This is a genomic window from Clostridium sp. cel8 (assembly GCF_014050525.1).
Classification (GTDB): domain Bacteria; phylum Bacillota; class Clostridia; order Clostridiales; family Clostridiaceae; genus Clostridium_B.
Map to the genome: position 1 here is coordinate 37,817 of NZ_JACGAG010000017.1, position 14,819 is coordinate 52,635.

The 14,819-nt window shown below is 29.8% G+C and carries 13 protein-coding genes, 2 tRNA genes, 1 rRNA gene and 1 other annotated feature; of the genes, 13 read left to right on the plus strand and 3 right to left on the minus strand.

The features are described 5' to 3' along the window. The first annotated feature begins 33 nt into the window (after nt 1-33). The 12 genes from tilS (at nt 34) to H2684_RS11930 (ending at nt 12,370) form a co-directional block, all read left to right on the plus strand. Nucleotides 34-1,416, plus strand: coding sequence for a tRNA lysidine(34) synthetase TilS (gene tilS / locus H2684_RS11875; protein WP_182089613.1), 1,383 nt, complete (start codon nt 34-36; stop codon nt 1,414-1,416). Between the two features lies 1 nt (nt 1,417). Continuing rightward, on the plus strand, nt 1,418-1,963 hold the full coding sequence (gene hpt, locus H2684_RS11880) for a hypoxanthine phosphoribosyltransferase (protein ID WP_182089614.1): 546 nt from the start codon (nt 1,418-1,420) through the stop codon (nt 1,961-1,963). A gap of 78 nt (nt 1,964-2,041) precedes the next feature. Next, the gene (gene ftsH, locus H2684_RS11885) at nt 2,042-3,844 is read left to right on the plus strand and encodes an ATP-dependent zinc metalloprotease FtsH (RefSeq protein ID WP_182089615.1); all 1,803 of its coding nucleotides are present in this window, start codon (nt 2,042-2,044) and stop codon (nt 3,842-3,844) included. Between the two features lie 169 nt (nt 3,845-4,013). Then, entirely contained in the window at nt 4,014-4,403 is a 390-nt protein-coding gene (locus H2684_RS11890) for a thioesterase family protein (protein ID WP_182089616.1), read from the plus strand. A 224-nt stretch (nt 4,404-4,627) separates the two neighbouring features. After that, on the plus strand, nt 4,628-5,425 hold the full coding sequence (locus H2684_RS11895; protein WP_182089617.1) for a type III pantothenate kinase: 798 nt from the start codon (nt 4,628-4,630) through the stop codon (nt 5,423-5,425). Continuing rightward, nucleotides 5,416-6,378: a tRNA dihydrouridine synthase DusB gene (dusB, locus tag H2684_RS11900; protein WP_182089618.1), complete on the plus strand. Its 963-nt coding sequence runs from the start codon at nt 5,416-5,418 to the stop codon at nt 6,376-6,378. The genes H2684_RS11895 and dusB overlap by 10 nt, the downstream gene beginning before the upstream one ends. Before the next feature lie 181 nt (nt 6,379-6,559). Beyond that, nucleotides 6,560-7,039 carry a transcription elongation factor GreA gene (gene greA, locus H2684_RS11905; RefSeq protein ID WP_182089619.1) on the plus strand — a complete coding sequence of 160 codons (480 nt, stop codon included), beginning with the start codon at nt 6,560-6,562 and terminating at the stop codon, nt 7,037-7,039. 18 nt (nt 7,040-7,057) lie between these two features. Further along, the gene (gene lysS / locus H2684_RS11910; protein ID WP_182089620.1) at nt 7,058-8,560 is read left to right on the plus strand and encodes a lysine--tRNA ligase; all 1,503 of its coding nucleotides are present in this window, start codon (nt 7,058-7,060) and stop codon (nt 8,558-8,560) included. A gap of 45 nt (nt 8,561-8,605) precedes the next feature. Further along, nucleotides 8,606-8,770 (plus strand) — a binding site (T-box leader). Between the two features lie 106 nt (nt 8,771-8,876). Then, nucleotides 8,877-10,259 carry a glycine--tRNA ligase gene (locus H2684_RS11915; protein ID WP_182089621.1) on the plus strand — a complete coding sequence of 461 codons (1,383 nt, stop codon included), beginning with the start codon at nt 8,877-8,879 and terminating at the stop codon, nt 10,257-10,259. Nucleotides 10,260-10,641: 382 nt separating this feature from the next. Next, nucleotides 10,642-12,018 (plus strand): UDP-N-acetylmuramoyl-L-alanine--D-glutamate ligase, encoded by a 1,377-nt coding sequence (gene murD, locus H2684_RS11920; RefSeq protein ID WP_182089622.1) that lies wholly within the window; start codon nt 10,642-10,644, stop codon nt 12,016-12,018. Between the two features lie 196 nt (nt 12,019-12,214). Further along, nucleotides 12,215-12,291: transfer RNA gene (locus tag H2684_RS11925), tRNA-Ile, on the plus strand. Between the two features lie 3 nt (nt 12,292-12,294). Beyond that, nucleotides 12,295-12,370 (plus strand) — tRNA-Ala (locus H2684_RS11930). Between the two features lie 185 nt (nt 12,371-12,555). Here the strand turns inward: H2684_RS11930 and H2684_RS12475 are convergent. From H2684_RS12475 to H2684_RS12485, 3 genes are all read right to left on the minus strand, one after another. Next, on the minus strand, nt 12,556-12,708 hold the full coding sequence (locus H2684_RS12475) for a hypothetical protein (protein ID WP_347707553.1): 153 nt from the start codon (nt 12,706-12,708) through the stop codon (nt 12,556-12,558). A gap of 42 nt (nt 12,709-12,750) precedes the next feature. After that, nucleotides 12,751-13,329 (minus strand): transposase, encoded by a 579-nt coding sequence (locus tag H2684_RS12480; protein ID WP_347707554.1) that lies wholly within the window; start codon nt 13,327-13,329, stop codon nt 12,751-12,753. Nucleotides 13,330-13,403: 74 nt separating this feature from the next. Continuing rightward, nucleotides 13,404-13,796 (minus strand): transposase, encoded by a 393-nt coding sequence (locus H2684_RS12485; RefSeq protein WP_347707555.1) that lies wholly within the window; start codon nt 13,794-13,796, stop codon nt 13,404-13,406. A 953-nt stretch (nt 13,797-14,749) separates the two neighbouring features. Here H2684_RS12485 and H2684_RS11940 point away from each other — a divergent pair. Continuing rightward, a 16S ribosomal RNA gene (locus tag H2684_RS11940) occupies nt 14,750-14,819 on the plus strand; the annotation flags it as partial.

The following is a 14,819-nucleotide window of genomic DNA, read 5'->3' on the forward strand; positions in this document are numbered from 1 at the left end:
TTCTAGATAAATTGTTTTTAGGAAGTGTTTAACTTGATAAAAACCGTACTTAATACTATAAATGAGAATAATATGTTTACAAGTGGAGATAAAGTAATAGTAGCTGTGTCAGGTGGACCAGATTCATTATGCCTTTTGCATATATTGTATAAACTTAAAGAAAGGTTAAATATTTCTTTATATGTAGCACATGTCAATCATTGTTTAAGGGGAAATGAATCTGATGAAGATGAAAAATTTGTAAAAGAATTTTGTAAGAAAATAAATGTAGAATTTAGAAGTATAAAAGTTGACATAAATAAAGTTGCATCAAAATATAATTTATCTTGTGAAACAGCTGGAAGAAAAATAAGGTATGAGTTTTTTGAAGAGTTAAAATCACAATTTGGAGCTCAAAAAATAGCTATAGCTCATAATGCAAATGATCAAGCAGAAACTGTTTTAATGAGGATTATGAGAGGAACTGGATTAGATGGATTAACTGGAATAAAGCCTGTAAGAGATGATATATTTGTAAGACCCCTTATAAATACTACAAGAAATGAAATAGAAAAATATTGTGAAGAAAATGGGTTGAAACCCAGAATTGATAAGACTAATTATGAAACTATATACTCAAGAAATAAAATACGTCTTGAACTTATACCGTATATGGAAAAGAATTTTAATAAAGATGTTATAAGAAGCTTAAATAGATTAGCACAAACAATAAGAGTAGACAATGATTATTTAAATAGAATTTGTAAAGAAAAGTTTAAAAAATATTGTGATATAACACCAGAAAAGGTTATAATATCTAAGGAGGCCTTTTTAGAAGATAAATCTATAATATCTAGAATACTAAGATTAGCTTTAGAAAAAATATTGGGGAATTTACATAACCTTGAGAAAATTCATATTATGGATATAATACAAATCCAGACTCATTCTACAGGAAAACAAATTATGTTGCCAAATCATGTAACAGTTTTTAATGATTATGGTAATATAGTTATAACAAGAAATAATAAGACAAATGTAGAGCATGTTAATAGTTATGTGCTACATGAAGGATATAATAATATTCCAGAATATCATTGCAAGGTTAAAATAAAATCCTATAATTGCAAACAATGTATTAAATCCAAGGATAAATTCACTCAATATTTTGATATGGATAAAATAAATGGCGATATAGTACTTAGAACTAGGTGTGAGGGAGATAGATTTGTACCACTTGGAATGAAGGGAAGTAAAAAGCTTAAGGATTTATTTATTGATTTAAAAATATCTAAGAATGAAAGAAACAATATTCCATTAATATGTTTCGGAAAGAATATAGCTTGGGTAGTGGGGTATAGAATAAGTGATATTTTTAAAGTTGATAAGAGTACTAAAAATATTTTAGCTATAAGTTTTGAAAGCGAGGAAATATAATATGCACAATATGAGCGATGACATCAAGGAAATACTTATTAGTGAAGATAAGATTAAAGATAAAATAGAAGAAATGGGAAAGAAAATAAGTATGGATTATGAAGGAAAAGATCTTATACTTATTGGCATACTTAAAGGATCTGTTCCGTTTATGGCAGATTTATTGAGAAAAATAACAATCCCATGTATTATGGATTTCATGGCAGTTTCAAGTTATGGAAATTCTAGTAAGAGTTCAGGAGTAGTAAGAATACTTAAAGATTTAGATTTCGAAATTGAAAATAAACACATATTATTAGTAGAAGATATAATAGATTCAGGAACTACGCTTTCCTATCTTGTTGATTACTTAAAAGGTAGAAAACCAAAAAGCATAGAAATAGCATGCTTATTAAATAAGAAAGAAGCTAGAAAGGTAAAAATTGATGCAAAGTATATAGGATTTGAAGTTCCAGACTATTTTCTTGTAGGTTTTGGCTTGGATTATGCAGAAAAATATAGGAATTTTCCCTATGTAGGAGTGTTAAAGGAGGAAATTTATAAATAATGTGAAAATTTATTGTAAAGGAAATTTGCGTATGATACAATTTTACAGTATAAAACTACAAAGAGAGGGGGGTCTTTAATGAAAAAATTTTCAAGTGCAACGGTCTGGACTATAATTCTCGTTTTTGCAATTCTAGCAGCATTAATGCTTGCAAGAACTGGTGAAAATTCAACTAATATTAGTTTTAATGAATTCCAAAAATATTGGATGAGTAGTAGTATAAAAAGCTTTCAACTTGGGGAAGACAAAATGACAGTTAGAGGAACTTTAAAAAATGGTACTCAATATGAAACTATAGTACCATCTGAAAGATTATTTCAATTTATAGCAAAATATCCTAAAGATGGTCAAGTGAAAGAAACATATTTGAAACCAGCAACAATTCCAATGTGGGTACAATATTTACCTATCATTTTAATGATATTAGTTTTAGTTGGCTTTTGGTTTATGTTTATGCAGCAGTCCCAAGGAGGCGGAGGAAATCGTGGTGTCATGAATTTTGGGAAAAGTCGTGCCAAAATGGCAACACCCGATAAGAAGAATGTTACATTTAAAGATGTGGCTGGAGCAGATGAAGAAAAAGAGGAACTTGCAGAAATTGTTGATTTTTTAAAGCAGCCTAAGAAATACATAGAAATGGGAGCAAGAATACCTAAAGGAGTTTTGCTTGTTGGACCTCCAGGTACAGGTAAGACATTGCTTGCGAAAGCTATATCTGGTGAAGCTGGAGTTCCATTTTTTAGTATATCAGGATCTGACTTTGTTGAGATGTTTGTTGGTGTAGGTGCATCAAGAGTGAGGGATTTATTTGATCAAGCAAAGAAAAACTCACCTTGTATAGTATTCATTGATGAAATAGATGCAGTAGGAAGGCAAAGAGGAGCTGGACTTGGTGGTGGACATGATGAAAGAGAACAAACATTAAATCAACTTTTGGTTGAAATGGATGGGTTTGGTCAAAATCAAGGGATAATCATGATAGCAGCTACTAATAGACCTGATATTTTAGATCCAGCACTATTAAGACCAGGAAGATTTGACAGACAGATACTTGTAGGTGCTCCTGATGTAAAAGGAAGAGAAGAAATACTTAAGGTTCATTCGAGAAATAAACATCTTTCAGATGAAGTTAAGTTAGATGTTTTAGCTAAAAGAACCCCTGGTTTTACAGGAGCTGATTTAGAGAATTTAATGAATGAAGCAGCATTACTTGCAGTTAGAAAGAAAAAAAATAATATTGGAATGGAAGAATTAGAAGAGGCAGTAACTAGAGTTATTGCAGGACCAGAAAAGAGAAGTAAAGTAATTGATGATGAAGATAAGAGGCTTACTGCATATCATGAAGCTGGGCATGCAGTAGTTATGCAATTGCTTCCTACAGCAGATCCTGTTCATGAAATAAGTATAATACCTAGAGGAATGGCAGGAGGATATACAATGCATCTTCCAGAAAAAGATACAGCTTATATGTCAAAGACAAAGTTGGAAGAAGAAATTATAGGACTTCTTGGTGGAAGAGTAGCTGAAAAACTTATAATTGGAGATATAAGTACTGGAGCTAAAAATGATATTGAGAGAGCAACTACTATAGCAAAGAAAATGGTAATGGATTATGGAATGAGTGATCTTGGACCTATAGCTTTTGGTTCTGGACATGATGAAGTATTTTTAGGAAGAGATTTAGGAAAAGGGAGAAACTTTAGTGAAGAAGTTGCTTTTGAAATAGATAAAGAGATAAGAAAGCTAATTGATGAAAGTTATAATAAAGCAGAGAAGCTTTTAACTGAAAATATTAATAAACTTCATGCCGTAGCAAAGAAACTTATAGAAGAGGAAAAAGTAGATGCAGATGAATTCCTAACAATATTTAACGAAGCCTAAAAAATCCACTTTATGGTTATACCATAGAGTGGATTTTAAATTGTTTTACTTGAAAAATAAAATAATTTCTAGTACCATAAACTTATGCTAAAAAATAAATAATTAATCTATGGTTTGAACTTTTTTAATAAATATAAATAATAACTTATTGAAGGAAGTGAATTTTAAGGTGGAATTTAACATAAAAGAAGGAATTCAAAATACTAAGGAAATAAAAGTTACAGAAAATGACACTGCTATAAAAATGGGTTCAGGTGATTTGGAAGTATATGCTACTCCATCTATGGTAGCTCTTATGGAAAATGCAGCTAAAAATTCTGTATCAAAAGTACTTCCAGAAGGATATACTACAGTTGGTATAGACATGAGTGTAAAACATATAAAATCTTCACCTGTTGGTGCTAGTATAAAGTGTACAGCAACTCTTATAAAAGTTGACAGAAAGAAATTGTTTTTTGATATTGAGGCAAGTGATGAAAAGGGAATCATAGGAAAAGCCACACATATAAGGTATATAGTAAATTCTAATGAATTTATGGAAAAAACAAGATGCAATTAAAAAATTTAATACACATATATGACACTATTTAATAGTAGTGGATTGTTTTAATTTATAATTTGAAGTTATGTTATGTAGCTCTTGACAAATGACATTTTATTGATACAATTAAGATATTAATTGACGGAACATTGTAAATTAGAGCAGCTTTAAGGCTGCTCTTTAATTATGTGACCTTGATGTAAAGTATTTTTTATAAGTTTCGCTAAAGGTGGTGTCGCTTTATGATTTTAGTTTTAGATGTTGGAAATACCAATATTGTAGTAGGTGTTTATGACAATGACGATTTAGTGTCGGTATGGAGATTGTCTACTGACTCTAAAAGAACAGCTGATGAATATGGTATTCAAGCTCTTCAGCTTTTTATTAAAAATAATTTAAATCCATCAGATATTAAAGGTGCCATAATTTCTTCAGTAGTTCCAAACATAATGTATTCTTTAGAACATATGATAATAAAGTATTTTAAAGTTGCTCCAATTGTGGTTGGACCTGGAGTTAAGACAGGAATAAATATAAAATATGACAATCCAAGAGAAGTTGGATCTGATAGAATAGTAAATGCAGTTGCAGCACATGAGATATACAAGAGAGCTTCAATTATAATAGATTTTGGTACGGCAACTACATTTTGTGCTCTTACTGCTAATGGAGATTATCTAGGTGGATCTATATGTCCTGGTGTTAAAATATCTTCAGATGCATTGTTTGAAAGGGCTGCAAAACTTCCAAGAGTTGAATTGGTGAAGCCAAAGAGTGTTATATGTAAAAATACTGTTTCAAGTATGCAGGCTGGAATAATATATGGATATGTAGGACAGGTTGAATATATTATAAATAAAATGAAAAAAGAGATGATAAGTATGGGTGAAAAGGAGCCTTTTGTTGTGGCAACTGGAGGTCTAGCAAAACTTATAAATGATGAATCCGGTTCTATAGATATGATAGATCCAATACTTACACTAACTGGGCTTAAAATAATATATTATAAAAATAAGGAGCATGTATTAAAATGCAAATAGGTAATCTCAAATTTGAGAATAATATATTTTTAGCTCCTATGGCAGGGGTAACTGATACTGCTTTTAGGGAATTATGTAGAGAACAGGGATGTGGACTAGCATATACTGAAATGATAAGTTCAAAGGCATTGTTTCATGGAAGTGATAAAACTATACGCATGTTTAATATATCAAAGATAGAGGCTCCTACTGCGGTACAAATATTTGGTAGTGATCCTTATATAATGGCTAAAACTTGTGATTATTTTAATTCTATAGATGAAATATGTTTAATAGATATAAATATGGGATGCCCTGCACCTAAGATAGTAAAAAACGGTGATGGATCTGCACTTATGAAAAATCCTAAGCTTGCAGAGAATATAGTGAGAGAGGTTAAAAAGTCATCCTTGAAGCCTGTTACAGTAAAGATGAGAATTGGATTTGATTCTGAAAATATAAATGTAATAGATTTCGCAAAGAGGATGGAACAAGCAGGAGCAGATGCAATAACAGTGCATGGTAGGACAAGCAAACAAATGTATACTGGAAAAGCAGATTGGAATATAATAAAAAAAGTCAAGGAGCAGATTAGAATTCCTGTTATAGGGAATGGAGATATAGATACAGCTGATGAAGCGCAGTATAGATTAAATACATCTAAATGTGATGGAATTATGATTGGAAGAGGTGCACTGGGAAATCCATGGATATTTAATCAAATATATCAGAAAATGAATGGACTGAATGTTGAATATCCAAGTGATGTAGAAAAAATAGATATGTGCATGGAACATTACAAAAGAGTTTGCCGCTATAAAGGTGAACTAAAAGCTGTTCTTGAAATGAGAAAACATTTAAGTTGGTATTTAAAAGGAATTAAGGGAAGTAAAGAAATAAAAAATAGAGTAAATTGTGAAAATGATATTGAGTCTGTATTTGAAATTTTAAATATATATAAGAATTCTTTATAGAATTTTATAGAATAATAAATTAAAGTTTGAATACATTTTTAAAATTTTTATTTAGATAGTTGACATTAAAATTATGCTGACTTATAATAACTTCAATAATTATTCGGATATGTTGGATATACATTGGAAACCACAAGGCTGTTAATTTTTAAAAATAGTTTTGCTAAAGGGGAGAATGTTAATGAGTAATACAAACAAGCATATAATGACATATGAGGGAGTAAAAAAAATGGAGGATGAGCTTGAGTATTTAAGAACAGTTAAGAGAAAAGAAATAAGTGAAAAAATAAGATTTGCACTTTCTTTTGGAGACTTAAGCGAAAATTCAGAATATGATGAAGCAAAAAATGAGCAGGCATTTGTTGAAGGTAGAATAGTGCAACTTGAAAATATGCTTAAAAATGTTACTATAGTAGATGAGAGTGAAATTCCATCGGATGTAGTAAGTGTTGGTTGTATTGTAAAAGTAAAAGATTGCGATCTAAATGAAGAAGTTGAGTATTCAATTGTAGGATCGGCAGAAGCAGATCCTGTTAATAATAAAATATCCAGTGAATCTCCGGTAGGAAAAAGCCTTTTAGGAAAAAAAGTTGGAGATACTGTTGAAGTACAAGTACCAGATGGTGTTAGTAAATATAATATAATTAGTATAAGAAAATAAATTGGAGGATAAAGTTTAATGGCAAATGATAAGGATAATTTTAATAAACTAGAGAAAAAATTTAATGCACTTATAAATGAGAGAGTAGATAAGTTTACTAAACTTAAAAGCGAAGGAAAAAATCCATTTGAAGTGTATAAGGTTAATAGGACTCATACATCAGATCAAATAAAAGCTAATTATGAAGAACTTGAAGGAGAAACAGTTACTGTTGCAGGAAGACTTATGTCAAAGCGTGTGCATGGAAAAGCTGGATTTTCGGATTTATATGATAGATATGGCAAAATTCAACTTTATATAAAAATAAACGATGTTGGAGAAGAAAAACTAAAACAATATAAAACTTTTGATATAGGAGATATTCTATCTATAACAGGAAGAGTATTTAAAACTAAAACTGGAGAAATAACAATTCATATTGAAGACTTTGAATTGGTTTGCAAATCATTAAGACCATTGCCTGAAAAATGGCATGGATTAAAAGATCCAGATTTGAAGTATAGACAAAGATATGTAGATTTAATAATAAATCAAGACGTAAGACAAACGTTTTTTAGAAGAACTGCAATAATTAAAGCTATGAGAGAGTTTTTAGACAATAAAGACTTTATTGAAGTAGAAACACCTATACTATCAACTATTGCAGGAGGAGCAGCAGCTAAACCATTTATAACTCATCACAATAGTCTAGATTTGGATATGTATTTAAGAATTGCAACCGAATTGTATTTAAAAAGATTAATTGTAGGTGGATTTGAGAAGGTATATGAAATAGGGAAAAATTTTAGAAATGAAGGAATGGATATAAGACATAACCCAGAGTTCACCTCTATAGAACTTTATGAAGCATTTGCTGACTATAATGATATGATGGAATTAACAGAAAATATGATAGCATATATATGCGAAAAAGTTCTTGGTACTACTACTGTAGTATATGAAGATACGGAGATAGATTTTAAACCTCCTTGGAATAGAATCACAATGGTTGATGCAGTGAAGAAATTTACTGGTATAGATTTTAATGAAGTAAAAGATGATGAAGAAGCACAAAATATAGCTAGGGAAAAGAATATTAAATTGAAAAAGGAGTTAAAAGATTGTACAAAGGGATATATTCTAGATATGATGTTTGAAGAGTTTTGCGAGGAAAAGTTCATACAGCCAACATTTGTAATAGATTATCCTGTGGAGGTATCTCCTCTTACTAAAAAGAAGAGAGGAAATGATGCATTCACTGAGAGATTTGAAGGATTTGTATATGGCAGAGAAATATGTAATGCTTATTCTGAATTAAACGACCCTATAGTACAAAAAGAAAGATTTCTTCAGCAGTTGAGAGAAAGAGAGTTAGGTGATGATGAAGCATATATGATGGATGAAGATTTTGTAAATGCTTTAGAAATTGGAATGCCACCAACTGGAGGACTAGGCATAGGAGTAGATAGACTTATAATGTTTTTAACTAATTCATCTTCAATAAGGGATGTTATATTATTTCCTACTATGAAACCACTTTAATATGTTAATATAAGCTTTTATAAACAAGTATTTTATAAAATTTAATATATGGTTATGATAAAGAATAGTAATAATTTTAAATCCTAAAGAGAGGCTACCTATGGTGGAAAGTAGCTGGATTGAATTATGAAAGGAACTTTTGAACCATAATATTTAGAGATGAGCATATGCTAAGAAGGGTGGAACCGCGGATAAAAATTCGTCCCTTTAAATATGCTCTTTTTTTATATTTTGCTTTTCTATTCAATAAAATATAAATTTATAATTTTTACTTTCTAGATTATAAAATATAAAACAAAGGAGATTGATTTGAAGTATGTATAGTATGGATAAGATTGTTGCGTTAGCTAAAAATAGGGGATTTGTATATCCAGGTTCAGAGATATATGGAGGACTTGCTAATTCTTGGGATTATGGTCCTATAGGAGTAGAACTCAAAAATAACATAAAAAAGGCATGGTGGCAAAAATTTGTACATGAGAGTAAATATAATGTAGGATTGGACTCTGCTATACTCATGAATAATGAAGTATGGGTAGCATCGGGACATGTTGGAAATTTTTCCGATCCTCTTATGGATTGTAAAGATTGTAAGTCTAGATTTAGAGCTGATAAATTAGTCGAACAGCACATGACAGCTCAAGGAGTTGAAAAGGCAAGTGCAGATGGTTGGAGTAATGAAAAATTACAGCAATATATTAAAGATAACAATATAGCTTGTCCTAACTGTGGTAAAACCAATTTTACTGATATAAGACAATTTAATCTTATGTTTAAGACTTATCAAGGAGTAACAGAAGATTCAAAATCAGAAATATATTTAAGACCAGAAACAGCGCAAGGAATATTTATAAATTTTAAGAACGTACAAAGGACGAGTAGGAAAAAGGTGCCTTTTGGAATTGCTCAAATAGGTAAATCATTTAGAAATGAAATTACTCCAGGTAACTTTATATTTAGAATTAGAGAATTTGAACAGATGGAACTAGAATTTTTCTGCAAACCAGGTACAGATTTAGAATGGCATAGTTATTGGAAAGATTATTGTTGGAACTTCTTGTTGAATTTGGGATTGAAGAAAGAACATATAAGATTTAGAGATCATGATAAAGAGGAACTATCTCATTATAGTAGTGCAACATCTGATATAGAATATCTTTTCCCATTTGGATGGGGTGAACTTTGGGGAATATCAGATAGAACAGATTATGACTTGAAAAAACATCAGGAACATTCAGGAAAAGATATGAGTTATTTAGATCCAACTACTCATGAGAAATATTTGCCTTATTGTATTGAACCATCTGTTGGAGTAGATAGGGCAGTATTAGCATTTTTATCAGATGCATATGAAGAGGAGAAACTTGAAAATGGAGATATAAGAATAGTTATGCATTTCCATCCAGCAATAGCTCCTTTTAAAGCTGCAGTACTTCCATTAACTAAGAAGTTAAAAGATAAATCATTGGAGATATATGATGCCTTAAGAGAAGAACTAAATGTAGATTATGATGAGGCAGGAAGTATTGGAAAGAGATATAGAAGAGAAGATGAAATAGGAACTCCTTATTGTATAACTGTAGATTTTGATACTATGGAAGATAATACTGTTACTATAAGAGATAGAGATACAATGGATCAATTTAGAATAAAGATAGAAGAAGTTAGTAATTTCTTAAAGGAAAAGATACGATTTTAGTTTTATAATTGAAAGACATAGGATATATTTTAAAATGACCTATGTCTTTTATATTACTTAATTTATAACAAAAATTTACCGGATGTTTAACATCCGGTAAATAGGGTTTAATCATGGGGATATGTTATATGTTTAATTAAAACTTGGGGAATTATATTAATGTTTCCTTACGGCACAATCATAGTATATCATATAGTAAGATTGATTTTCAATAGAAATATTTAAATTATTTAATTTTAATATTTCTTTATAATATCTGATTTTATATAAAAATAAGTTTAAATTATTACTAATATATATAAATACCTTCATTAATGTACTATAAGTGATATAATTAATTCGTGTAAATTTTATTAAGATAGTTTGTTTTGGAGGGCTTTTGATGAAAAATAAATTTATTGAATTCAAAAATTTTATAAAAGGAAAAGATGTTGCGGTTATAGGTATAGGAATTAGTAATAGGCCTTTGATAGATTTTTTATTGAAATTAGGTGCACAAGTGAGTGCTTTTGATAAAAAAAGTGAAGCTCAATTAGGGGATATTGCAAAGAAATTAAAAAATAAAGGAGTAAAGCTTATATCAGGTGAAGGGTATTTAGATAAATTAAATAACTTTCAGGTTATATTTAAAACTCCATCAATGCGAATAGATAGTCCGGCTCTTGTAAAGGCAAAGGAAAATGGTGCATATATAACTTCTGAGATTCAAGAATTCATTAAATATTGTCCAGCTAAGATATTTGGAGTAACAGGTAGTGATGGAAAGACAACAACTACTACGTTGATATATAATATGCTAAAGCAGCAAGGTTATAAAAGTTGGATAGGTGGTAATATAGGGATGCCACTGTTTAATAAAATAGAAGAGATAAAGAAAGATGATAAAGTAGTTTTAGAACTTTCAAGTTTTCAACTTATGGGTATGAAGTTTTCCCCTCAAGTTGCAGTAGTAACAAATATAAGCCCAAATCACCTTGATATACACAAGAATATGCAGGAATATGTGGATGCGAAAAAAAATATATTTAAGTATCAAGATAAGAGTGATCTGTTAGTCTTAAATAGAGATAATGAATATACTAATAACATGGTAAATGAAGCGTGTGGGCTAACAAGGCAATTTAGTGTAAAAGAAGAGTTAACGTCAGGTGGTTATCTTAAAGGTGATACGTTATTTATTGACAATAATCCAATATGTAAATTAAATGAAATTAAACTTATGGGTATTCATAATGTTGCTAACTTATTAACGGCTTTTTGTGCTGTAGAGGATGATGTAGACTTTGAAAATATGAGAAATGTAGCTACTACTTTTGAGGGAGTAGAGCATAGGTGTGAATTTATAAGGACTGTAAATGGAGTTAAATATTATAATGATTCTATAGCTTCAAGTCCAACAAGAACTTTGGCTGGACTTAATGCTTTTGAAAAACCAGTTATACTTATAGCAGGAGGATATGATAAGAAAATTCCTTTTGATGTTCTTGCTGAACAAGGATATTCCAAGATAAAAACACTTATTTTGTGTGGTAGTACAAAGAATAAGATAAAAGCGGCTTTTGAAAAAATAAAATCATCTAAAAATATAGAAATTCCTATAATCATGGTAGAATCCCTTGAAGAAGCTGTTTTAAAGGCTAAAGATATTGCAAGTGAAGGAGATATCGTTACATTATCTCCAGCTTGTGCTAGCTTTGATATGTTTGATAATTTTGAATCCAGAGGAAATAAGTTCAAAGAATTGGTAAATAATTTATAAATTATCTATATGATAATGATTAATTTTATCTCCTGTATTATTAAAAAGTAATATGGGGGATAATTATTAAAATTTTATATTATTTATAATATAAAAAGTATTGACAGCTTATAAAAAAGGAAGTATAATATAAAACTGTAATCACTAATTACTAATTGTGTCGAATGTAATTTAATTAATAATATAAATATAATATGGATCTTTAGCTCAGTTGGTTAGAGCAACCGGCTCATAACCGGTAGGTCTGGGGTTCGAGTCCCTGAAGGTCCACCATATGGGGGTATAGCTCAGCTGGGAGAGCACCTGCCTTGCACGCAGGGGGTCAAGAGTTCGAATCTCTTTATCTCCACCATAAAATAAAGAGGCTGTCACATTAGCATAAAAAAATTTGCTAACGCGACAGCGTTTTTTATGTATTTCATAGACTTTATATAATATTTAAAATTTAAATAACTTCAGTACTTAAAAATTGGTGCACTTTAATAAGGCTTTAATATTAAGGCTTTTTTAATTTATCAAGTTTTTAAAGCTTTAAAATTATGCATCTTTTTTTAATGAGAAAAGATGAGTTTCTGTTCTATTTGCTTGGATTTTATTATGTAGTTTATTTATATTATGTGCCATTGCTAGCAAAATACTTTCTGCCAAAACATTTTTTATGCCTTTACTTAAATATCTGCGAAATCCCATATCCTGCTTTATTTCTCCTAATGAGCCTTCGGCTTGAATACTTCAATTCATTCTTAGCTGGTAACCTTCCTCGGTTAGAATTCTTTCAAGATTTTTAACTCGTTTTTCTAATGGAGTTTTACAGTTGTGTCCTTTTATGCATTTGCTTTTGTGAATACAGTTACTACAATCTTCACAAGTATAAATCGTTTTTTTTTTACTTATATATCCTGTCTTACTTTTCCTTTGTATAATTTTTTTGACTTTAAGTTTCTTATTATTTTTACAAGTGTAATAATCACCAATTTCAGTATAGTTCATATTTTGTATTCTACCTATATCATTTTTATATTTTCTTGTTTTTGATATTTCATAATTTGATGGCTTAATATATGAAAGCTGTCCGTTTTCTCTAAGGTAGACATAATTTTCTTCGCTCTCATAACCTGCGTCAGCAACAATTTTAAAATACTTAAAATATAGAGAATTCTCCATGCTTTTTATAAATGGAATTAATGTTTGTGTATCCATAGGCTGCGCCCCAACTGTAACCCATACTATATATTCAGAATCTAATCCATGTTGAACGTTGTAAGCAGGTTTTAATTGACCATTTTTCATAGCATCCTCTTTCATTCTCATAAAAATTGCATCGTTGTCTGTCTTAGAGTAACTATTATGCTTACCGCAGGTATGGATTTTCTGTGTATATTCTTTTAACTTTTTATATGCTTTATCTTTATTTTATTTTGATATATAAGTTTTATTCCATACAGTTCCTCACATTCAGCAACTAAATTAGATAATTTAATAAGTAATCTTCCTAAATTTTTTGAAACTGCTCTTTTCCAAACAAAAGTATATTTATTAGCACTTGCCTCTATCTTGGTACCATCAATAAATATAGAATCTCCTGATACTTTTCCAATTTCATAAAGAAAGTTTGTCATTTCAGCCATAATCCTTTCTGAGCAAGGAGCAAAGTGAAGACTTCTAAACCTTGCAAACGTAGAATGATCTGGTACTGGTGAACCTTCTAATAGGTACATGAAATTTACATCTCTTTTGCATGAAGTTTCCATTTTCCTTGAAGAATAGTTATGATTCATCTAAGAATAAAGTACAATCTTCAACATTTGACGAGGCGTAGCCTGATTTTCCCTTAATCGAGAATAACTCGAATATAAATCTGTTAAATCCATCTCCTCTACAAATTGACTTAGCAAACGCACCGAATCATTATTTGGAACCATGTACTCAATATTTAATGGAAGTTTTAATTGATAATTCCTACGATTTGAAGTATAATTTTTATGAAAATTAATGTTTTTGTTCATACGTTAATTTTACTATAAATCTTTCACTCTTTCGAGTGGGAGATTTATTTTTATGCGAAAAACTGCCGCACTAATTTTTTAGTGCAACAGCCCCTTTATTTTGTAGAATTTTAAAATTCACGAATACATATATTTATCGAAGATAAAGTTTATTTTAATTTGAAACTAATTTAATGTTTCTCTTAATTTATTATTTGCTATATTACTGCCATTTTTTACATTATATAAAGAAAACTATTCCTGGCGTGTCAATATATGATATATGTAGAAATATTAATTTTTATGGAGAAAATAGAGGATAAATTGATATTTATATATAATTAACTATAGAAGGCTTTATAATTTGATGATAAAATAACACTTGTCGTCTTAAGGGCGTACATAATAGTTTATCTTGTAAGTCAATTTTGAATTTCGATAAATATTTTAATTTAGTATTGACATATTTGATAAAACATGATAAAATAAACGAGTTGTTAGTTGAGTTATGTGATCTTTGAAAATTAAACAGAGCATAAATAAGTGAAAACTTATATAAATAAACCAGCAATTCTTTGTATTAATTTTAAATGAGCAAAGGAAACTTTTAAATTTACAGAAGCGAGTAAGACAAGGAAAAGTTTGAGCGAGGAACAGAGTTTACTAAGGTAAATGAGTACTGAAGCGAATACTTTGACGCAGTATTACGAAGCTTATGGAAATTTCTAAGGGCATAAACAAACTTTTAAATTGAGAGTTTGATCCTGGCTCAGGACGAACGCTGGCGGCGTGCCTAACACATGCAAGTCGAGCGAA